The organism is Lacticaseibacillus sp. 30, assembly GCF_053819265.1.
Window position 1 is genome coordinate 1 of sequence record NZ_JBSOQX010000010.1, and the last position, 21,461, is coordinate 21,461.

The 21,461-nt window shown below is 45.8% G+C and carries 23 protein-coding genes and 1 pseudogene; 10 read left to right on the plus strand and 14 right to left on the minus strand.

Going from position 1 to position 21,461, the window contains the following annotated elements:
• From ACWPAB_RS07955 to ACWPAB_RS07965, 3 genes are all read right to left on the minus strand, one after another.
• Positions 1-900 (minus strand): ATP-binding protein (locus ACWPAB_RS07955; RefSeq protein WP_337455241.1); only part of this gene is annotated, 900 nt, incomplete at its 3' end.
• A 143-nt stretch (positions 901-1,043) separates the two neighbouring features.
• Complete coding sequence (locus tag ACWPAB_RS07960) at positions 1,044-1,175, minus strand: hypothetical protein (protein ID WP_003584968.1); 132 nt, start codon at positions 1,173-1,175, stop codon at positions 1,044-1,046.
• On the minus strand, positions 1,172-1,765 hold the full coding sequence (locus ACWPAB_RS07965; protein WP_016382088.1) for a type IV toxin-antitoxin system AbiEi family antitoxin domain-containing protein: 594 nt from the start codon (positions 1,763-1,765) through the stop codon (positions 1,172-1,174). The genes ACWPAB_RS07960 and ACWPAB_RS07965 overlap by 4 nt, the downstream gene beginning before the upstream one ends.
• 235 nt (positions 1,766-2,000) lie before the next feature.
• Between ACWPAB_RS07965 and ACWPAB_RS07970 the strand changes: the two genes are divergently transcribed.
• Both ACWPAB_RS07970 and ACWPAB_RS07975 read left to right on the plus strand, forming a co-directional pair.
• Positions 2,001-2,210 (plus strand): hypothetical protein, encoded by a 210-nt coding sequence (locus ACWPAB_RS07970; protein ID WP_003584969.1) that lies wholly within the window; start codon positions 2,001-2,003, stop codon positions 2,208-2,210.
• 5 nt (positions 2,211-2,215) lie between these two features.
• Positions 2,216-2,746, plus strand: a complete 531-nt coding sequence (locus tag ACWPAB_RS07975) for a hypothetical protein (RefSeq protein WP_016382087.1) — start codon at positions 2,216-2,218, stop codon at positions 2,744-2,746.
• Here the strand turns inward: ACWPAB_RS07975 and ACWPAB_RS07980 are convergent.
• The 3 genes and pseudogenes from ACWPAB_RS07980 to ACWPAB_RS07990 form a co-directional block, all read right to left on the minus strand.
• The gene (locus ACWPAB_RS07980) at positions 2,729-3,055 is read right to left on the minus strand and encodes a hypothetical protein (RefSeq protein WP_016382086.1); all 327 of its coding nucleotides are present in this window, start codon (positions 3,053-3,055) and stop codon (positions 2,729-2,731) included. The two genes, ACWPAB_RS07975 and ACWPAB_RS07980, sit on opposite strands and share 18 nt — an antisense overlap.
• 121 nt (positions 3,056-3,176) lie before the next feature.
• A pseudogene (locus ACWPAB_RS07985) lies at positions 3,177-3,456 on the minus strand (helix-turn-helix domain-containing protein).
• Position 3,457: 1 nt separating this feature from the next.
• On the minus strand, positions 3,458-3,817 hold the full coding sequence (locus ACWPAB_RS07990) for a type II toxin-antitoxin system RelE/ParE family toxin (RefSeq protein WP_003585097.1): 360 nt from the start codon (positions 3,815-3,817) through the stop codon (positions 3,458-3,460).
• A gap of 208 nt (positions 3,818-4,025) precedes the next feature.
• Here ACWPAB_RS07990 and ACWPAB_RS07995 point away from each other — a divergent pair, with 208 nt between their 5' ends.
• Together ACWPAB_RS07995 and ACWPAB_RS08000 are read left to right on the plus strand one after the other, a co-directional pair.
• Complete coding sequence (locus tag ACWPAB_RS07995) at positions 4,026-4,862, plus strand: DUF6414 family protein (RefSeq protein WP_003585099.1); 837 nt, start codon at positions 4,026-4,028, stop codon at positions 4,860-4,862.
• Entirely contained in the window at positions 4,862-6,004 is a 1,143-nt protein-coding gene (locus ACWPAB_RS08000) for an AAA family ATPase (protein WP_016382085.1), read from the plus strand. Before ACWPAB_RS07995 ends, ACWPAB_RS08000 begins: the two co-directional genes overlap by 1 nt.
• A 174-nt stretch (positions 6,005-6,178) precedes the next feature.
• Here the strand turns inward: ACWPAB_RS08000 and guaA are convergent, their stop codons facing one another.
• Together guaA and coaA are read right to left on the minus strand one after the other, a co-directional pair.
• Positions 6,179-7,732, minus strand: a complete 1,554-nt coding sequence (gene guaA, locus ACWPAB_RS08005; protein ID WP_003566292.1) for a glutamine-hydrolyzing GMP synthase — start codon at positions 7,730-7,732, stop codon at positions 6,179-6,181.
• Positions 7,733-7,904: 172 nt separating this feature from the next.
• A complete protein-coding gene (coaA, locus tag ACWPAB_RS08010) occupies positions 7,905-8,831 on the minus strand; it encodes a type I pantothenate kinase (protein WP_003566294.1) in 927 nt (308 codons plus the stop codon).
• Between the two features lie 155 nt (positions 8,832-8,986).
• On the opposite strand from coaA, the gene ACWPAB_RS08015 reads away from it, so the two are divergent.
• Positions 8,987-9,349, plus strand: coding sequence for a hypothetical protein (locus ACWPAB_RS08015; protein ID WP_003585103.1), 363 nt, complete (start codon positions 8,987-8,989; stop codon positions 9,347-9,349).
• Positions 9,350-9,395: 46 nt separating this feature from the next.
• Positions 9,396-9,686: a hypothetical protein gene (locus ACWPAB_RS08020; RefSeq protein WP_003566298.1), complete on the plus strand. Its 291-nt coding sequence runs from the start codon at positions 9,396-9,398 to the stop codon at positions 9,684-9,686.
• 63 nt (positions 9,687-9,749) lie between these two features.
• Here the strand turns inward: ACWPAB_RS08020 and ACWPAB_RS08025 are convergent, their stop codons facing one another.
• The 4 genes from ACWPAB_RS08025 to ACWPAB_RS08040 all read right to left on the minus strand — a co-directional run bounded on the left by ACWPAB_RS08025 (position 9,750) and on the right by ACWPAB_RS08040 (position 14,827).
• Positions 9,750-11,159, minus strand: a complete 1,410-nt coding sequence (locus tag ACWPAB_RS08025; RefSeq protein ID WP_003585106.1) for a C69 family dipeptidase — start codon at positions 11,157-11,159, stop codon at positions 9,750-9,752.
• Positions 11,160-11,491: 332 nt separating this feature from the next.
• The gene (locus ACWPAB_RS08030) at positions 11,492-11,968 is read right to left on the minus strand and encodes an acyl-CoA thioesterase (RefSeq protein ID WP_003566302.1); all 477 of its coding nucleotides are present in this window, start codon (positions 11,966-11,968) and stop codon (positions 11,492-11,494) included.
• A 4-nt stretch (positions 11,969-11,972) separates the two neighbouring features.
• Positions 11,973-14,264 (minus strand): RNA polymerase recycling motor HelD, encoded by a 2,292-nt coding sequence (gene helD / locus ACWPAB_RS08035; protein WP_003566303.1) that lies wholly within the window; start codon positions 14,262-14,264, stop codon positions 11,973-11,975.
• 368 nt (positions 14,265-14,632) lie between these two features.
• Complete coding sequence (locus ACWPAB_RS08040) at positions 14,633-14,827, minus strand: hypothetical protein (protein ID WP_003585108.1); 195 nt, start codon at positions 14,825-14,827, stop codon at positions 14,633-14,635.
• 71 nt (positions 14,828-14,898) lie between these two features.
• Here ACWPAB_RS08040 and ACWPAB_RS08045 point away from each other — a divergent pair, with 71 nt between their 5' ends.
• The 3 genes from ACWPAB_RS08045 to ACWPAB_RS08055 are packed head-to-tail and all read left to right on the plus strand — an operon-like array spanning position 14,899 to position 18,208.
• Positions 14,899-16,728 carry a monovalent cation:proton antiporter family protein gene (locus ACWPAB_RS08045; RefSeq protein WP_003585110.1) on the plus strand — a complete coding sequence of 610 codons (1,830 nt, stop codon included), beginning with the start codon at positions 14,899-14,901 and terminating at the stop codon, positions 16,726-16,728.
• A gap of 55 nt (positions 16,729-16,783) precedes the next feature.
• Positions 16,784-17,689 carry a proline-specific peptidase family protein gene (locus ACWPAB_RS08050; protein ID WP_003566310.1) on the plus strand — a complete coding sequence of 302 codons (906 nt, stop codon included), beginning with the start codon at positions 16,784-16,786 and terminating at the stop codon, positions 17,687-17,689.
• Between the two features lie 57 nt (positions 17,690-17,746).
• Positions 17,747-18,208 carry a hypothetical protein gene (locus ACWPAB_RS08055; protein ID WP_003575724.1) on the plus strand — a complete coding sequence of 154 codons (462 nt, stop codon included), beginning with the start codon at positions 17,747-17,749 and terminating at the stop codon, positions 18,206-18,208.
• Positions 18,209-18,319: 111 nt separating this feature from the next.
• Here the strand turns inward: ACWPAB_RS08055 and ACWPAB_RS08060 are convergent, their stop codons facing one another.
• Both ACWPAB_RS08060 and hemH read right to left on the minus strand, forming a co-directional pair.
• Positions 18,320-19,672, minus strand: a complete 1,353-nt coding sequence (locus tag ACWPAB_RS08060) for an Nramp family divalent metal transporter (RefSeq protein WP_076665447.1) — start codon at positions 19,670-19,672, stop codon at positions 18,320-18,322.
• Entirely contained in the window at positions 19,659-20,624 is a 966-nt protein-coding gene (gene hemH, locus ACWPAB_RS08065; RefSeq protein WP_016382251.1) for a ferrochelatase, read from the minus strand. The genes ACWPAB_RS08060 and hemH overlap by 14 nt, the downstream gene beginning before the upstream one ends.
• Before the next feature lie 157 nt (positions 20,625-20,781).
• On the opposite strand from hemH, the gene ACWPAB_RS08070 reads away from it, so the two are divergent.
• Positions 20,782-21,441 (plus strand): histidine phosphatase family protein, encoded by a 660-nt coding sequence (locus ACWPAB_RS08070; RefSeq protein WP_003566320.1) that lies wholly within the window; start codon positions 20,782-20,784, stop codon positions 21,439-21,441.
• The last annotated feature ends 20 nt before the right edge of the window (positions 21,442-21,461 follow it).

The following is a 21,461-nucleotide window of genomic DNA, read 5'->3' on the forward strand; positions in this document are numbered from 1 at the left end:
TAGAATAATTAACCTTGAATCATTTTTCTTTAGCAAAGATAATTGGTGAACCAAGCTAATCACCGCAAACTCCCCACTACCAGCGTGTGCCTCCGTATACGATAAATCATTCTTCGTAACTAAGGCAGTATCACCCCAATTTCGGTAAAAATGGTGTCTTATTAGTTTGCCAGCCACATACCGAACACCTAGAATTTTAGAAATGAAGTGCAATTCTTCATTCGATAGTGTAACACTTTTTTGATTCTGTTCCCTTCCATTCACACGATAAATTTTCTCGTTATCATCTAAAGCCCTTTGCAACTGAGGGGAAACGGCACGCACAAACTCTTGCTTTGTAGCGGATTTTAATCCGGAAATATCTCCGAAATAAAAAAACTTATCGTATGCACTCAGTTCTTGGCGAAAGTCTATATAAAGGTTATTCCACTCAATTGGCGGACAACGTTTCATAATCTGCATACGATACTTTTTACGAGGTTTATCGGTTTCCCAATAATCAGGATCTCGTCGCTTGGTTTTAGTCCCAGGACGTGAGGAACGCTTCATAATTACTTGATTGTAAATACCCGAGTCGTGATATGAGTACACAAAACTTTGCGACATGTTTTTCCCGTTGCCATCTTGTATTGGATCCGTTGCACTTGAGAACCAATACTTCGAGGGCGTATTGTTCAGTGGACATCCATAAAGTGCATGCAGAATAGAACTCTTACCGCTCCCATTTTTCCCAACAATAACTGTTAATGGGTACTCAAAAGTAATTTTACTGAATTGAACAAAGTTTTTATAAAAAGGGAAATATATTTCATCAATATATTTTTTAAAATCACCCGTTTCTTTCATTTCCCCAACTTCTTTTACTGCCTTATTAAGTTCCATTTTTGAATTGTCCATCATAAAGACTACCCCACTCATTGATCTCAATCCGAATTAGTGACTGATCATTCCTAAAGGCCACCATCAGTTAGTAAACACATAATACAATAAACAATGAACTTTAGAAAGCTCCGAACATTCTGTATTATTGTAGTTCAGCACCATTAGGTCAACTTGCCAATCAACAAAGCCAAAATGATCTCCTGCAACATAATCTGCGGCGTAACTCTTCTTTCCTTTGCCAACTTTCTGATGTTAGCCAAAAACTGCTTTTGGTCAACAAACCCCAGTTTCATAACAGAACCTCCATGTACATTCTAACTTCTTCCTCAACTTTGAATGTTCTTGCGTAAGTCATCAACTGACGGAGATTCTTACCTTTCTGGTGGGCATAACTATTCATAGCTTGTTTAATTGTCTCAGCATCAGACCTGTCGCGCGTTCGTAGAATATCACACAAAGTGCGCTCAATGTCATAAACTTTGACTAGATGTCCCCCTGGAGTTTTAGTGGACGTTATACCAATTTCATAAAGCTCCTGTTTCTGTCGATATATCTTAACTGGTGCATTTGTTTTAGTACTATACGCGTAAGGCAACGGGAAGTTCATTTCGTAGGTGCTTGGTGTCCGGTCAATCATCCCATAAAGGAATAAAGCTGTGTCCTTGAAAAAGATGCCTTTAGAAAGGCTATACTGCAATGCAGCAATATCGTCTCCAAACTCAAGTGGATCAATATAAACACCCGGTGCCAATCTTTCGAGCAGACCATGGGCATACATATTACGCAGTACTCTGGACGAGATTCCCATTGACTCGGATGTCTTAGATGTAATTTGACAGCCGTTTTTATTCAGGTATTTAATGATTTCATCTTGTTGACTCATTTAAATCACCTCACGGAAAAATCCGTTTTGTACTCAAATCATACCATCCATTGAGTATAAAACGGATAATTTGCTTGCATTTTAGCTCGAAATAATTTCTTACAATTTTATATTTTCCACTATTAGCACGTAAGCAAGTCAAATCTAAAAGCAGTTCACATATGGTCCACTCAATTCACCTTTTTCTCTTGCGTTTAGCAAACGTATGTTCGATAATGATTTCGAGGTGATTATTATGATTGAAAAACTTGAAGATTATCAATTTCCACTGCATGGAGAAGCAGCCACAAGCTACCTTGATTTAGTTATTCAGCAACGAACCGGGCGAAAAACCAAAAGTCACTCAATCGTTAACGCAAATTTCACGCTAACTTCGTCGCAGGACGTTGAGAATATTGTCAATGCGCTCCGGCATCCAATCGGTATCGCCGATTGCACGAGGTAATCACGATGACACAACTTGAATATCCGTTAGTCGGTTACGAAGCCCAAGCAGCTGCTCAACAGCGCATTTTTGAGCGCTACAAGGCACAGATCCATCTCTGTATTATCGATCCTGACAAGTTCAGGATTGATTCAGAAGAACGCATGCAGGCGCTAGTTGACGACTATGCGCCACTTTTTACCGAGATGAATTTTGAACAAAACATCGAGGATAGTGGTATCGATCCGAATGCCATTCATGTCGAAGTTGCCGATCCAAACGGCAATGAAGTGACCTATGCAAGAGAAGCGCTTCGAAAATTGACACGAGGGTTGCACTTAGATCTTGGTTTTTACCCAGCGCGAAATCGTCCGATGAGTTCCGGCAAGCTTGTAATCAAAGACTCACCACGCACACATCGAATTGCTTTTGAGTTTAGTCATAGTCTCAAAGACGAGAGACCAGCTACGCTAAACCCCACCGATTTTGTGATTCAAAATTTTCAGGCGTGCATTGATGAGATTACAGGAACTGAATCTTCAAAAATGACAAAGTAAAATAAACCATTTGATCTGCTCGAAAGTGTATATGGGGCGTCCGCAATGTGTGGTTGTCTGTTTTTCCTCGTCATCAAACAGTTTCATGGTCACTCCGGTTTTTATACCCTCAATTAACTGACATAATGTGCATAAAACACAAAAATAGCGGCGAATAATTCCGACGGCCAGCAGGTCATGGCTGGAATTATTTGCCGCTTTCGGCTGGTATGCTGTTGGGATAGAGCGTGTGGCGACATCGTTCATTACCACGATCTTGCCACCGCTTGGCAAAGGTCGTGACATCCCGTTTTTGATCTGCTCCTTCATGAAACAGCCTCGATTCATCTGTATTATGTTTCGCGTATCCTGCATCAACCATATAAAGAAAAGCGCAAGTCTCGAAAGTTCCGAAAACTGACGCTCACAAACATTGTGACGTCTCTATATCTTAAGTGAATTCAACTTTGAGCTTCTTCCCCAGTGCAAAAGCAATCTTGCTCATGGTATCAAAACTAATATTCTGTCCGTGTTCAATCCGTGCAATCGTTGATTGTGGAACATCTGCTCGTTCTGCCAGCTCCCGTTGCGTCAAGCCAGCACGTTCACGCTCGCTCATCAGTGCCACCGCACTCTCAAGTTTTGGCAGATTCGGAATCAAAGCCTGCCTTAAATTCAGGGTCTTTAAGTTGTTCAGCGAGATAATCGTCAAAAAGAATGTTCTTTGCCATGTTACTTACCTCCCAAATTATCGTAGTATTCTGTCCTGAGTTTTTTAGCATGATTAAGCTCGGGCACCGGAGTCTTCTGGGTCGTCTTCGTGAAACCATGTGTGATCACATAACGTGGGCCTTCAATATGAAAGTACAAGCCGTGCTGGATATTCGAGCCTGTTGTCCGAAGCTCAAAGATACAATCCGAGATTTTTCTGATCCACATTTGGCGTGCTGCCGCTTGCAAGCCAAACTTCTGCGTTTTAGCAATTACAGTGACTAATTTCTGCTTTTCCACCGGCTTCAGATTGTCCAAGAATTCCTGGAATTCATTATGTCCATTTGGACGCGTGTAAAACTCGAACTTATGATTTCCCATTAGTTCTGTATATACCTAGTCAGCGATAATATCAATATATGCTATCAGGCTGTGAAATCTAAATTCAAAATACGCTTCATTCTTTAAGATACACCAACAAAAGCTTACTTTGCCCAGGAACTCTTGTTCGTAAAAAGAACCATGTAGGTCTTCTATTCTGCTATAATACGGCTGAATCAATTAAACTTATAGACAAGGCGGAACAAATATGAAAAAAAGCCTCCCACGAAAAATCATCTACTTTGATGAAACCTCTGCTGTAGATTTATTACAGGTTCGTCAGAAAGGACATCTGACGAGAACTGAGGAAACCATTCGATCTATGTCTGGGAAAATTGGCGCAGATGCTGACATAAATGCAAAACTAGAAGAAGATGGCGGAATCAGCAAACTAGCAAGACATATCTCCGGCTTGTCTGCTGGTATCAACTCAATGATGGGAGCAAACGGATCTCTCAACGGAAGTAAAATTGCCAGAACCGTCATTGAGAATTCGTTGCTTTATGATTTCTTAGAGTCGGCCGAATCAAAACGAGGAACGCCATTATTAGACATTGAGGAAGGCTATTCACTCTCCATCCCCAAAGATTCAATGACTTACTTTGCAACCATAGCACCCTTAACTGAAATGATGGAAGGACACCAACAACTCGATAATCCGGATATTACCATGGCAATTTCAAAAATGAATAGTGGTATCCGAAATTCTAAAGGTTACTACGAAATAGTCGGCGACAAAACTGATTCAAAGTTTCGCACGAACGACACCACCACTCAAAAAGTATTTCGTTTTAACATTGATGCGTTTAAGAACAATTATCGTATTCAGGATCTGCCGAAAATGACCTTGGTTCTATATGCTATCCACGTCGGTACAACTAAATTATCCCAACTCGACTTTGAAACAGAGTTCGATCTCGATACCCACCAATCCGAAGTCGGATTTAGCGGCTTAGCCAAACAAGCTCAGACCCATCAGCATAATGATTCTAATAACGAAAAATCACTTGACGTATTCGATGTCGTATTGGCGGGGGTTCGTTAATGACAAATATTCGACTATTTTACGGATCAAGCAAAGACTTCCATTCTCTACTTATTCAAAACCAAGTAGAGAATCCCACACCATTTATGGAACTGATCCGTCAATACAATGTAAAGGTTCGCGCCAACGATACTATGGGCAACAAAGATGCCGAATTTATCCGTGATGAAATTGGAAACGTAGTAATTTCTACTGACGATTTTGCTTCGGTCACAGAACACGTAATTTCAAATTTCTCAAACATTGTGCTACTTGGGCACGACATCGAAAACTTATATATTCAGAATCCTCCAAAACGAGTTGAATATTCCATTCGGGCCAACTTTGATGAAGAGGAGATTACTGAAGCAAAATCTCCATATTTTTCGCCAAATACAACCGAGGTCACAAAACTTTACTCTCAGCTATTAACCGGAAAAGTTGTAGGGCAAAACAATGCTAAACGTGAATCATGTGTAGGATTATATAAAGCAGCGTACCATCACCAGAAAAGGCCTACGGTAATGATGTTCTATGGTCCCTCGGGCGTAGGAAAAACTGAATTAGCTAAGAATATCAGCAGTTTCTATCATGGTAAATTAACAAGGATTCAATTTTCTATGATGCAAACGGAAGAAGCCTTCAAGTATGTTTTCGGCGATGAGCACGCTCGGCCATCCATGGCTCGGGATTTACTATCTCGCGAATCAAACATCGTCTTAATTGACGAGTTCGACAAGGTATCCCCAAGCTTATATAATGTCTTTTATCAAATGTTTGATGAAGGTATTTTCGAGGATATCAACTATAGGGTGGACGTATCTAGTTGCATGTTCATCTTAACGTCTAATTTCAACAACGAAGAAACTATCGCATCAACAGTAGGTCTTCCGATATTTTCGAGAATTGATCAAAAAATTAAGTTTGAAAAACTAACCAAGGATGAAATTTCGATAGTCATCTCAAGTGCCTTCAAGCGAATCATGTCAGAACTCACCCCAACGGATCAAACATTTATTCGCAACTCTGAGCTGGAGGATCATTATCAAGAAAACTTACAGATTTTTTCAAACATTCGCATGCTTGATTCATTCATTGAAAATGATGTATACACCATGTTGCTTGAGCGACAAATAACAATTAACTCAAGCTCCGATGAATAGAGGACAAACATCACGTAAAAAGAGCCATATCTCAAGCAATTTGCTATGAGAATATGGCTCTTTGTTTGACAGGATCTTGGTAGGAAATCAAGTAAATTCTACCTATTTCAACCCGCTTCACTTCGTCTAGAATGCCGTTAAATCAAGCATTCCACTTCACATGATACCTGTATTTTATTCCCACTCAATCGTTGCCGGCGGCTTGGAAGTAATATCATAAACCACCCGATTAACGTTCTTAACCTCATTCACAATCCGGCTTGAGATCTCCTGTAAGACATCCCAGTTGATCCGGGCGAAATCGGCGGTCATGCCGTCAATTGAGGTGATGGCGCGGATGCCGATGGTGTAATCGTAGGTTCGGCCATCGCCCATGACACCGACGGATCGGAAGCCTGGTAAGACGGTAAAGTATTGCCAAATGTCCTTGTCCAAGCCGTGCTTAGCGATTTCTTCACGGAGGATATAATCGGAATCGCGCACGATTTCGAGTTTATCTTCGGTAACTTCGCCGATGACGCGGATGCCGAGGCCTGGGCCTGGGAATGGTTGGCGCCAGACGAGGGCGTGGGGCATGCCGAGTTTTTCGCCGAGTTCACGGACCTCATCCTTGAAGAGTTTGTTCAGCGGTTCGATTAGCTTGAACTTGAGGTCTTCTGGCAGGCCGCCAACGTTGTGGTGAGACTTGATGGTCTGGGCGGTGTCGGTACCAGATTCAACCACGTCGGTGTAGAGCGTGCCTTGGGCTAAGAAATCGATGCCGTTGAGCTTGGCTGCTTCTTCATTGAAAACTTCGATGAAGTCGCGACCGATGATTTTACGTTTCTTTTCAGGATCGGTAACCCCTTTGAGGTCGCCAAGGAAGCGATCTTTGGCGTTGACCTTGATGATGTTCAGACCAAACTTGCCTTTGAGGCTCTCCATGACTTGATCAGCCTCGCCTTTACGCAGCAAGCCGTGATCAACAAAAATACTGGTCAGCTGGGTGCCGATGGCTTTGTGCAGGAGCACGCCGACTACGGATGAATCAACCCCGCCAGAAAGACCGAGGAGAACGCGCTTGTCGCCGACTTCTGCCCGAATCTTGTCGATTTGTTTGGTGATGAAGTCGTCCATGCTCCAGTTAGCTTCAGCCTTGCAGATGTCGAAGGCAAAATGGTGGAGGATTTCATGGCCATATTGCGTATTTTGAACTTCAGCATGGAATTGGATGCCGTAGAATTTACGATCATCGTCATCCATGGCACTGATTGGACAGTTGATGCTGGTTGCGGTTCGCCGGAAGCCTTCTGGTACGCGGGTCACGAGGTCGCCGTGGCTCATCCAAACGGTTTGATCTTTTGGCAAATCGCGGAAAAGCTTGGCGCTGTCATCGGTGACTTCAATGTCCGCTTTGCCGTATTCACGGTTATCAGCCGGTTCAACATCCCCACCGAGCCGTTGTGCCATCAGCTGCATGCCATAACAGACACCCAGAATCGGAATGCCGAGCTTGAAAAGATCCTCATCAACACCTAACGCGCCTTCGTCATACACACTGTTAGGGCCGCCTGAGAAGATAATGCCTTTAGGCGCAATCTTCTTGACTTCCGCTGCCGTGATCGTATGAGGCTTTAATTCAGAGTAAATCCCAAATTCCCGGATTCGCCGGGTGATCAATTGATTATACTGACTGCCATAATCGAGGACGATGATCTTGTCGTAATCCTTGTTCTGGTCATTTGCCACAGTCCGCCACACTCCCTTGTTTGAATGCACTAATTTTACAGAGTTTTCACATGTCGGTCAATCACGGGTGAGAAGCCTCTCATCTAAGCGTTACCAGCGATAAGCTTCAGAAAAGCCAGGCGTGTCCGACACTGCTAGCCAGTTGTTTATCAACTGACTTATCAGCCATATCTTACCATTTTCGCAGCGAAACTTGGTCAATTTCATGTCCCGTTGTTTTGTGCAAAATAATATCAGCACGATTTTTGGTTGGCAGGATGTACTCATTCAGGTTCTTGAGGTTCACATCGCGCCAAACTTGCCGCGCCATTGCGAAGGCATCGGCTCGGTCGCCAATCGCGTATTGATAGTAATAGTTGTTCGGATCCGTGAAGGCCGTGTCGAGCAGGATGCCGAAACGCTCCAGATACCATTGTTCAATGAGGTCAGGATTGGCATCAACGTAAATCGAGAAATCAAAGTAGTCGCTGACGTAGATTGGCTGCTTGCTTGGCAGCTGGAGCACGTTGATCCCTTCGACAATCAGAATATCTGGTCGATCGATCAGCTCATATTCGCCTGGGACAATGTCGTAAATCTGGTGGCTATACTTTGGTGCACGCAAAGCGCCGCTCGCATTTTTGACGTTGTTCATGAAATGGATTAAAAGTTCCATATCATAGCTTTCAGGGAAGCCTTTACGATCAAGAATTCCCCGACGTTCTAACTCAGCATTAGGATATAAAAAGCCGTCTGTCGTCATCTGTTGCACGCGTTTTTCCGGATAAGCCCGGCTCAGCAACAGTTGCAGCAAGCGCGCGGTGGTGCTTTTACCAACTGCCACCGATCCAGCAATACCAATGATGAATGGTGTGTGCGGATTTCGTTGCATCCCTAAAAAGCGGCTCAAGGTGAACATATCGCCTTGATAATCCTCATAGCGGATGTGAATCAGATGTCGCAATGGTGAGTAGATCATTTTGACATCATCAAGACTGATTTCATCATTCAATGATCGCAACTGCGCCAACTCTTCATCAGTGACATTGGTGAAGTTCTGGGAATGGAATTGCGACCATTCTGCACGATCAAATTTATAGTAATTCATTTCGGATTGCATAACTTACCGTTTCCTTGCGTTTAATGTTCTCATTTTAGCATAGAAAGCCCCAGTTGTTCGGCCAATCCTTTTCTTGACAACAAAGAAAAAAATCTTCACAATCAACCTATCAAAACGACGCGATGCCAGCTCGAACACTGACGGAGGTGCCAGCAATGCTTGAACTAGTAGGCGAGTTTCTTCTTTCCTTTTTCATTGAACCGATTTTAGATGGCGTAATTGCCCCACTTTTAGCGCCCACTTTTAAACAAGAAAGTTCCTTACGAACTAATTCAATCAGACTGGTCATCACGCTCATCCTTAATAGCGCGATTGCAGGCAGTGGCGGCTGGTTGTTGTTCGAATCCGCGACGGCCTCACCGGTTTCTGGGGTGGCGATCATCGTCGGACTAAGCATTTTCTCGCTTGGCTTCGTCTTAATCGTGCGTGCTATCATTAAATACGGTGCTTACATTCGCAAGTTGCGTCATATTCGGACGGCCAAGCGTGATGCCGAAAAGCCTTATCAGGAACTTTAACATTGAGGGAGTACGCATTTGCCTAACATCCAAGGAGGCACGCTGAATGCTTAACCAAATTGGAAAATTTATTTTATCGATTTTGCTGGCTCTTTTCCTCGTGCCAACATTCCGCCGCAGTCCATCGGCGTTTTGGTACTGGGCATGGTATGTGTTACTGGTCATTTTTTGTGTCAGTGGCACTGGCTTTGGTATCTGGCTGCTTGTCCTCGCGCGGTTTCGCACCACGGCCGGCATTATCGTCTTTGTTGGCATCTTATTGATAGTGTTGATGCCACTCTTCTTAATTCGCGCGACCACCCAATTTAATCGGTATCGCCATCGTAGTCAAAAATAGGCAAACAAAGAGCGCTCTTCATCGAGCGCTTTTTGTCTGCCTTCAATTGGTGCCAGTCATCACCTAGTCGTGCAAGGTGAACTGTAACTTCATTTTTGGCGCAGCTGCCGCCACCATTTGACCTAACAACTCATTGCTGTTGGCCATGGCGATCGTTGCCATCTGCTCATTGGCAGCTGTCAGATGATCGGCAATATCTTTGGCATCTTTGACAGCTTCATCAGTTGTAAGCTGCAAGTGCCGGCAAGCGGCGACTGTTTTTTGTTCAAAAACATCTTCCTGATCCTTAAATAAGGAAAAGTCGTAGTCACCAAACGTTGCTAACAGGTTGCTTAGCCAGTACATTTTCGTCACATCGAACTTGTCGCCGGTTTCGCGGTATGCTGCTGGTGTGTCATTGACATTAGCGTAAAACGGCACAACAGCATTAAAGGTGTTCGGGCCAAACGCCAACCAGTGAATGCCGGCAACTGCAGCTGGCACATTGTTGCGAATCTGCAAAATGTGAAGTTCCTGATTACGGTTGATGCCGATTGGCCGATAAAGCTTCTTCTGTGCTGGCGTGCCTGTCGTGCCGTAAACATCGTATGACGTATTTTCATAGTGGGAACTTTCCACAAACTTCACGTCTTCGATGCTGATTTTTTTGCTAGTCCGGCAAATGAATGGCAGATCCTGATCGATCGGTGTCGTATCGAATTCAGGGTTGAAGTACTTCTGACCGTACCAGGCACGTGGGTTGTTGTAACGGGTATCCTTGATCGTAGCGGAGCCGAAAATGTGGCGCAAGTTGTACCCTTCCGCATCTGGATTGAGATGATAGGTTTCAATCAGATCGCGCAGATCGGCACTACTCATCGTGTCATCGCTAGCAAAATCGAAATCGGTGATATTGAAGCGGTTCGGCGCCACCACATAGGCATCGTCGGGAATTCGGATGGCTGCCCAATGATGGCCGCCTATACTTTCAAAGTACCAAACCTCATCTTTGTCAGCAAATGCGATCCCGTTGCTTTCGTATGTGCCATATTGTTCAAGCAAACTGCCCAAGCGTTGAACCCCATCCCGCGCGCTATGAATGTATGGTAGAACGATCGTTGGCATGTCTTCTTCGCCAATCCCCGCTGCCACCAGCGGATCAACACCAAGGACACGGCTATTGGTTGTAATCGTTTCGGTTGAGGTCATGGCAATATTTTCGCTATTAATCCCTGCTGCCGCCCAGATACCGTGGCCGTCTTCTGCTTCCGGGGTGGCCGTGTAGCCCAAGGGATCGGCCGGCAAATCAATCGCGAACTTGCTGAGCACGGATTGATAGTGACGCGGCTGATCTTCAGGTTTCACGTACACGAATTTCTGCGGATGCAATGGTGACTCACCGTCTTCGTTTCGGGCAATGATTGTGGAACCATCAATTGAAGCTTTCTTGCCAACAAGCACCGTGGTACATGAACCGACATATCGTTTTGCCAAAATAATCGTCCTTCTTTCAAAATGAATCCGCATATGTGCAGCACTGTGCGGGAGTTGATTTATGGTTTACTTTACCGCGCGAAAACGGGTTTGCCAAGCGTGCCCGAAAACAAATAACAAAAATAGCCATCCCTAAAGTTTAACCGCCTTGGGATGGCTATTTGTAAATTCAGAGCCGCTGTTGACGGCGTTGTTGGTTCATAGAGGCTAGTGACTGGAAAACGGTAGCTTTTTTACAGACTCATTTATCATGCATTTTAATGGTGCGTCTAGTCAAACTTTTCTGGTCTCTGGACTGACGATCTTTTTTAAACTTTTCAAAATCCAAGCTTTCAATCCAACGGCACCTCGCCGAAGCTAGCATTGATTTTTCGATAGTCGGCGCGTCGTTCGTCGTAACCGGCTAGCAAGCGCTTTTCAAACTCAGATTCTGCTTCGACCGGCGGCAGTGGGCCGTCTTCTTTGTGGCGGGCTACAAAGGTTGCAAAGGCGGTGCCGACTTGGAAGCGTTCGCCAGTGGCTAGATGTTCACCAATTAACTGAATGAAAACTTCCAGTGAACGGTGACCCACGCCGCTGACCATGCACCTAATGACCAGTGCATCCCCCATTTTAACCGGTGCTGCCAGATGCACCATGTCCAATGAGCCAGTCGCTAAACCACGGCGGCCGAGTCGTTGTGCGGCAATTGAACTAACGTCATCGATCCAAGTAAAGATCTGACCGCCAAACAATGTCTGATGCGCATTCAGCATACCTGGAAAAACACGATAACTAGAAACAGCTAAGGTGTCATGCATTTTGACCATCTGTTTACCCCCGCTCGTACAAGTCAGCCGGTACTTTGTCTAACAACGGCGTCACATCAGGACTAGCCAGCATGGTTAGTCGATGCATGGCCCGGGACGCCACCGTGTACAACAACTCACGTTCATCCTCTTCATGGTAATTGGCCGCATTGATTTGCCAAAGGACAACGGCATCGAATTCAAGCCCCTTAGCCAAAAAGCTTGGAACAACGATAACGCCGGCTGCGAGTCGTTGATTTTCAGACTTGATCAAAGTTACTTTGATACCAGCCGCCTTCATTTGTTCATAAATGGCTTCTGCGGCTTCCAGCGTTTTCGCAATGACCGCAGTTGTCTGCTTCGCTTCATTGTTAATTTTCAATTGATCCTGCAAAGCCGCCATCAACCCGGCTTCATCTGGACGAACGACCAACTTTGGCAATGGTCCTTGGCGATTGAACGCCACGATTTTTTGACCAGATGTGAGAATCGCTTTCGTAAAGTCGGTGACCTGTTTAGTAGACCGATAACTTTGGGTTAACTGCACGACGCGGGTTTTTTCTGGATCAAACAGCTTGCTGGTTTCGTTAATCAGCGTCCGCGAATCGTCTTTTGTGAAAATAGCTTGATTGAGATCGCCTAGCAACGTAAACTTCGCCCGCGGGAAGCTGTCCTTGAGGTAGGCGAGCTGGTATGGTGTGTAATCTTGAATTTCATCAATGAAAACATACCGCATCTCGCGTTCACCATGGCGACCAGTGATCAAATCATACAAGTGCAGATATGGCGTTGCGTCTGCCATTGGTAGTTGGCGTTCCTTAAATAAGGTAATAAAATGATCGACTTCTGCCTGCCAGTCATCAGCACTAATGCCCTCGGCTTCGAGGTCATAAATAGCTGGTACTTCACGCAAGAAACTAACATACTGTCCGCGAATATTAAGGAAGCGATTACGGACAATATCTTGTTGAATTTCGTTGAAGCCACGCATCACCAGTTGGCGGGCGAAGAACCGATATTCGTCATCACTATTTTTAAACTCTTTCGGGCCGTCTTGTTGCATGGAGCGAATCTCTTCACCGCTTAGATTTTCAACGGCTTCTTGCACCCACTGCGATTTCATTTCGGATTCAATTTTCCGATTGAGCATTTTGATCAGCCGTTCCTTGGTGGCGGTCAGGCGATTGCCCATGTGATAATTTTCGTTGTAGCTATAAAAGATTTCATGAATCCGCCGGCGTGAAAAGAATACCTCACCACGGAAGCGAATGTCACGGAAGCGCAAGCCTGATTTTTCAAGACTTGTCGCATATTTCTTGGCTGTCTCAAAAAAGTCTAAGCTGCCTTTGACACGTGCAATTTTCTTTTGAACTGGGGTTAGTTGTTGCTCGAACTGAGAGAAAAGGTTTTGGACATCAATGTGTGGTAACCGTCGCGTGACATATTGGTAATAAGTGAATTGCACCATGTTCTGTTCGCCAAGTTCTGGCAAAACATTGCTGATGTAGTCAGAGAAAAGTTGGTTAGGACTGAACATAATCACCTGACTACTACTCAAGTTGCCCCGGTACCGATAAAGCAGATAAGCGACCCGCTGCAACACGGCACTGGTTTTCCCGGAGCCAGCTGCGCCTTGCACAAACAATAAGTCCGCTTTGGTATCACGGATAATCTGGTTCTGTTCGCGCTGGATCGTGGTCACAATCGTCTTCATTTGGGTGTCTGACTTTTCACCTAACACTTCCAGCAGCATCTGATCGCCGATGGTTTCGGTAGTATCGAACATCGTCTGAATTTTGCCGTTTTTAATGACAAATTGACGCTTCAAAGAAACCGTGACCTGTTGCGGGCCATCAGGCGTTTGATAGGTAACCTTGCCCAAACCGCCATCATAGTAAATCGAGCTGATCGGCGCGCGCCAGTCGTAGATGAGAAACTTACCAGCTTCATTGGTGAAGGAACCTAAGCCGATATAAATCGTCTCCGGCTTTTCCCGGCCTTCTTGGAAATCAATCCGCGCAAAATACGGATTGCCCATCAACCGCTTAACAGTCGCGAGTTGCTGCGCGCTTTGTTTCCACGCATTGGTTCGCTCATCAAGCACGCGTTGCTGTTGCTGAATTGAGGCCGCAGTTTCAATCGTTTCAGCGTAGTCGGTGAAGTTCAAGGAAAAATCATTGAAGAAGTTGTCACTGATGTTCTTCTCTTCAGACTTTGTCTTAGCCATCTCTTTTGAAAGACGGCTTTCGGCACCGGAGAGCTCCTTCATGATGCCTGTCAAATGTGTCTGCTCTTTTGCTTGTTCGTTCTCAGCCACGACGTCATCCCCTTTAACGGTTACTAAATAATCGTTATAACATCTTATCACTTATGCGTCTTTGTAGCAAAAGAGCTTGAGTAGAAGAGACTGTAGCGCAATCTGATTCTATTTTAGGCGTCAGAACACCGTAAGTCCGAGTTGGCTACGCGGCGATTGGGCTGGAACGCCATGGGCACAGCTTTGAACTCGCGCAAAACCCGCGCGATTTCAAAGTCTGGCCTTGTTGTAGGCGGTAAACCGCCAACAACAATTTCACGGCTGAGCCCATCGCCGCTCCGCCAACTCGGACTATCGGGCATCCTCCGACTGAGATAGAAAGACAATTGCACATGGCCTTACTCAAACTAGCCATCAATGGAAGCGGTCTAAAGCCTTCCCCGCAACAACGGCGTCCATGCTTCAAGCACGTACCCAACCGCCAAGCCAATCGCGACGCCTAATAATATTTGCTTGAATGGTAAGCTAATCAAAAGACCCAGCAACACGCATGTACCAACGATGATGGAGCGCCGATTGAAGAACCCCTGGCCTTGTTTTTTTGATTTATTATTTTGTGACATGATATTTCCTTTCTTTTATCCGCACTTTTCGTTACCATTGACCCATCTATTATCGCTGATTGGAGGACATTATGGAATCCATTTCGTTATTAATTGTGCTCACAGCGGCGTTTTTGACGCCGCTGCTGATGGCACATTTTCATATTAATAGTATCCCGACTGCTGTTGCGGAAATTTTGGTTGGCATTGTGCTGGGCAAAAGTGTTTTAGGCTGGGTCAGGACTGGTGGTGAGATGGGCTCGCTGAGTGAGTTGGGTGTCACCATTCTGATTTTTCTTTCCGGCATGGAAATTGACTTCTCGTTGTTCAAGCCCCAGCCCAAAACAACTGATGGACCCAAGCAGCCCAACCCGGTCATGCTAGCAATCACGGGATTTTTGACTGTCATCGTGCTTAGTCTCGGGTTTAGCTACTTCCTGCAACTCATTCACTTCTTTAACTATCCGATTTTTGCTACGATTTTGTTCACCACCATCGCACTGGGTGTCGTGATTGCCGCGCTGAAGGAAAAGGAGTTGCTGCATCAGCCGATTGGCCAAACTATTTTATTAATTGCCGCCCTTGGTGAAGTGGTGCCGTTGGTAAGTTTGACGGTTTACTCAGCGTTAGCAGGCAAATCGGATCGTAATTTGTGGCTATTATTATTGTTGCTGCTTGCCGCCTTATTCCTTCTAAGCCGGTTTAAGCGCATCTACGGCTTCCTTGCCACCATTGATAAAAGTACGACGCAGTTAGACATTCGGCTGGCCTTCTTTCTGGTTTTTGCCTTAGTCACCGTGGCATCACGGGTCGGCGCCGAATCAATTCTCGGTGCTTTCCTAGCTGGCATGGTGATGAAACTGCTCGGTCCCCGGCAAGAAACGCAGGATAAGTTGACCTCATTAGGTTATGGGTTCTTCATTCCTATTTTCTTCATTGTCACCGGCGCTAATCTTGATCTAAAAGCACTGGTTGCCGACCCAAAAAGTCTTTCATTAATTCCGCTAGTTCTGATCGGCTTCTTTATTGCTAAGATTGGCTTGATCCCAGTGCTGCGCCGGCGGTTTAAGCCTCAAAATGCCTTGGCTGGCGGTTTCTTGCTGACAACAACCATCACGCTGGTCATCCCGACCCTGACAGTTGGCCGCAATCTCGATATTTTATCAGACCAGCAATCCGGCGCGTTCACCCTCGCCGCTGTCATTGCCTGTGTCGCCGGTCCAATTCTCTTCAACACCTTTTTCCAGCCAGAACCGGAACATTTTAAAAAGACAAAAGTGACCTTCATCGGTGGCAATCTGCTGACAGTACCGATTGCCCAACATCTCAGTCCTGATCGCTATGAAGTAAAACTGTTGACAGATAAGCCAGAAAATTACCACACGTATAATTCAGAAATCAACATTGCCTTGGCAGCCTATACCGAATCCGCTTTGAAAGCCGCTGGTGCTTATGACTGTGACATCATGGTTCTTGGCGATTTCGATGCGGACACCAACTACGATCTCGCGACCATGGCATTAGCCGAAAAAGTGCCACGGATCATTGCGCGATTCGCTCCAAAAGATGCTACCAGTGATCGCTATGATCGCTTGCGAGCCCAAGGTGTCGAAGTGTTTAACACCTTAGAGGCAAATGTTGCTTTGTTGCGGAGTCTCATTGAAACGCCGTCAACCTTGCAAATTCTGGATGACACCGTTGCTGGCATTTACGAAATCACCGTGCGCAACTCGCGATTTGCTGGCCTTGAATTGAAAAATCTGCCATTTATTGATGACATTACCGTTAGTCAAATCTATCGCAATAAAAAGTTCGTCGCACCGCATGGCGACACCCAAATTCATCTCGGCGATCATTTAATCTTTTCCGGTGACAAACACGTGATTCGCGACATTCGCGAACAAGTCGAGAAATTGAATTAAAGCTCACCGCATCGCGTGGTACAATGAGATTATTCTAAGAAAAAAAGGTGATCAAATGAAACAAGGGACAACAATCCTGACCTTAGACAATGGGTATCATTTGTGGACCAACACACAAGGTGAAGGCGATATCCATCTTCTTTGCTTGCATGGCGGCCCTGGTGGCACTCATGAGTATTGGGAAAACTTTGGCGAAGAGCTGGCCGATCTTGGCGTTCAGGTACATATGTACGACCAACTTGGCTCGTTTTATTCCGATCAGCCGGATTATACCGACCCGGAAATCGCTAAAAAATACCTGACCACTGACTACTTTCTTGGCGAAGTAGAAGAAGTTCGCCAAAAGCTGGGTCTGGATCATTTTTACCTCATCGGCCAAAGCTGGGGCGGTGCCTTAACCCAGCTGTATGCCCTGAAATATGGTCAGCATCTTAAAGGCGCAATTATCTCTTCAATGGTCGACAACATCAACGAATACGTTGATCATATCAACCTCGTCCGTGAAGAGGCTTTGCCGCCGTCTGCGGTTAAGTACATGAAGAAAATTGAAAAAGCTGGTAACTGGGACGACCCGCAGTATCAAAAATATGTGGATGTCCTCAATCGCGGTTATGTTGATCGCAAACAGCCACCAGCAATTTCACACCTGATTAGCACCATGGCCACGCCTGTCTACAATGCTTTCCAAGGCGACAATGAGTTTGTTGTGACCGGTAAGTTGAAGAACTGGGATATCAGTGATCAGATTCACAATATCAAGGTGCCAACCTTGCTCACATTCGGCGAACATGAAACCATGCCACTGAAGTCAGCCCAACGTATGGCTGAGGTCATCCCACATGCCCGACTGGTCACCACCCCAGACGGCGGCCACCATCACATGATTGATAACGCCCCAGTTTACTTCAAACATTTGAAGCAATTTATCTCCGATGTTGAAAATGGGACTTTTAACGACTAATATCACCGAACGCGCCGCAGTTAGCGACGCGTTTTTCTGACGAAGGAGTATGAAAGCATGGCTTATACAGTTGATTTTAAAACGGTCAGCACCATTGGTCTTGAAAGCTCGCCTGTTGCTGCAGCATTGGCAGGATTGCGCGCAAATGAAGCGCGTTACATCTGGAATAAGTATAAGGAACCTTATATCACTTATCCGGCTGCCGAAAAACCTGACAGTCTCGCGTGGGTTAATGAAATTCTCGCCGAACGCGACTTGCAAATTTCCGCCAAGCCCTTGGAAGTCAGCGATTTGAACTTACCGGATTTGCACTGGGTTGAGGTTTACTATCAAGACGGATTAGCCATCAACGTGATGTATAGCTTGTCCGACCCCAAAAAACGCGCGGTTGGCTTTAAACTTAGCGATGGCATGGCGGTGCCGACTGAGCTTGAAGGCAAGTTTAAATTTGCCCGGCAAAAGTCGAAGCTTGCTGGCACCATTCGGGGATCTTTTTTCGTCATCAAGGGCAGCCATTGAAAAAAGACAACTTTTTAACTTGATAAGCTTACACATACAAAAGACGGCCACGGTGATGTTCCTCAATAATGGAGGTATGACATCACCGTGGCCATTTTTGCGTATAATCGTTTAAACAAAGACTGAAATGGCCAGCTGAATATTTAGAACGGTGATCACACCCGTCAGAAAATAGCCGACCCACCGCACGAGTTGCGAATTAACGTGGATACCCATCAAATCACGCCGATTCGTCAAGGCCACCAGCGGGAAAAGCGTAAATGGCAAGGCAATGCTCAATGACACCTGCGCATAGACAATAACTTGCTCAAAGTTGTGTTCGCTAAAACCGATCATGAAGCCAATCACCATGATGGGAATGAGCGTCACAAGCCGCGTCAGCAACCTCCGCTCCCACAATGGCATGCGAATGTTCAGATAACCTTCCATCACAATCTGCCCTGCTAAGGTGCTTGCAATCGAGCTAATCAAGCCCGTGATGAGCAACGCAAATGCGAATAATGTACTCATTAACGGACTAGCCAGCCCGCCAACAATCATCGGATTTTTCAACCCATTATAGACACCTTGAAAAGCCGTCACATGGCCGCCCACGCCATAAAACAGTGCTGCCCCAAGAATCAATAGCAAGGCATTAATCAGAAAAGCGGCGACTAGATGCACATTGGAATCCCACTTACCAAACCGCAGTGCCTCGGTCACCTGTGCCGGAATATGCTCGTCGTATTTGCGACTCTGGGCTAGTGAAGAGTGCAGGTAAATGTTATGTGGCATGATCGTGGCGCCCATGATGCCGAGACTAAGCAGCAACATGCCATGATTCGTCAGGATGTCCGTATGTGGCACAAAACCGCCAGCAATCCCGCCAATTGACGGATCGGCTCGCGCAACTTCAATGCCGAAAATGATGCCGACTGTGAGAATCGATACCAGCACAATCAACTCAATTCGGCGAATGCCAAATCGTAAGAATAATAAAACAACCAGCACATCAGCGATGGTTAGGAGCATTCCCCACATCAAGGGCAGGCCAAACAGCAGTTTTAGCGCAATCGCCGTCCCCACAACGCCAGTCATATCCGTGGCCATCATAGCTGCCTCATTGATCAACCATAAGCAGATGCGGCTCCAGTGCGGAATAAATGCGGCAATTGCTTGGGCCAGATCTAATCGTGCGACCACGCCAAGTTTAATCGCCAGCGTTTGCATGAACATGGCCACCAAAATCGACATCAAGAGTACCGATAGCAAGGCGTAGTGATACCGACTGCCCCCTTCAAGTGCCGTTAGCCAGTTACCCGGATCCATATAACCAACAGCAACCAAGGCACCCGGCCCGCTGTATGCCAGAAACTTCTGAAAAAACGAAGATTCATAAACACTCGGCACCTGCACGCTGCGGTTAATGTCATCAAGACTGCGTTTTTCGCGTTGCACTGTTAAGCGTTCATCAGGACTTGCCATGGTTCGCCTCCGCCGCAATCTTATCCTCAGCCAACTTAGCTAAAAAGTCACAAAACGGCTCGCAACCATTCATCGGTCGGACAGTCGCAAAGTTTTTGCCGCCATTAGCACGAAATGTTTGATAATTCTGGACATTATTTTCTTCCAGTGTTTCCAAACAATCAGCCACAAAACTTGGGGTTGCCACTAACACATTGCGCTTACCCAAAGCAGCCAGTTCCATTAACCGATTGCGTAAATATGGCTTCAACCAAGGAACCGGGCCAAACTTTGACTGATAACACATCTCAACCTTAGTCTGGGGCACTTTCTTAAGATACTGCTTCACACCTGCTGTGGTCGTTTCACATTCCTGCTGATACGGATCACCATGCCGCACCATCGCTGTCGGAATGCCATGATAGCTCAGAATAACGGTATCATACGCCCCCGCTTCATAAGCATCGTCGATCTGTTGCGCAAGAATCTTTTGATAGTCTGAATGATCATAAAAACGGTCAATAACCACGGTCTTCACGCCTGAAGCCGCGACCTTATCCAAAATAGTCTTCGTCGTACTTTGCGTGTATTCAGGAAACAGCGGGATCACCACAATCGGCGCATCACCACGCGCCGCCATCGTCTGCAGCGTTTCGCCAATCGGATACTCGCCGCCATAGTTCATCGCCATCTGCACATCCCAGTCAGGCAGCCGCTCGCGAAGCCGATCCCGGGTCACCTGCGTATAGGCAATCAATGGCGAGCCAGCTTGGGTCCACTCATGCTTATAGAAAGTTGCCGACCGCCAGCTGCGAAAGGGTAAAATAAAACCGCGCAAAATCGGTTGCCACAGGGCTTTAGGCATTGTGATGACGTTCTGATCACTCAGAAACTCCCGTAAATACCGCCGTACATCCTTTGTCTCCGGCGAAACCGGCGATCCCAAATTAACAATCAACAACCCTTTTGCCATCTTGCTACCTCCGCATGTGATCCACTGAATAATTAAAGAATAGCACACGTTGGGACTGATTGCGGCGTTGTTCAAGATGCTCTTTAAGCATAACCACCATGCTTTTCTATGCTAAACTAGTCTTAGCAATTAACTTCCGAGGAGGCAGATGAATACAATGAAAGGCATCACAGTCTATCTGGTGCGCCATGGTCAGACATGGTTCAACCATTTTAATAAAATGCAGGGTTGGTGTGACTCGCCATTAACCGATAATGGGATTAAAGATGGTACTAAAACGGGTGTCATTCTACGCAACGTGGCCTTCACACACGCTTATTGCAGCGACACCATGCGAGCTACTCGCACGGCTGATCTGATTCTCAGCAAAAACGTCACTGGCAAGATTCCGCTAACCGTCACCCAATACTTTCGCGAACAATTTTATGGCTATTTTGAGGGTGAAGATTCTAGCAAAACTTGGTATGAAGTCGGCTTCCCGCATGGTGCCAAGACCTATCCGGAAATTTTGGAAAAATATGGGGTTGACGCCTCAAAAGACTTCATGCACGATGCTGATCCTTTCCACGAAGCCGAAGATGCGCGCACTTACTGGACTCGGCTGATGAAAGGCTTCCGCCAGTTGCGGGCCGAAAACCATGAAGGCGATAAAGTCCTGATGGTCAGCCACGGCACGACCATTCGCAGCATCGTCGATAAGTTCGGCAAAAATGATGGGTATGTGGTCACCGATTCGCCTCGCAACGGCTCCATTAGTAAAATTCTTTTAACTGATGAAGGAATTAAAGTATTGAGTTATAACGAGTTTGAAGCTTAGTTTGTCCAAACCGAACTTTT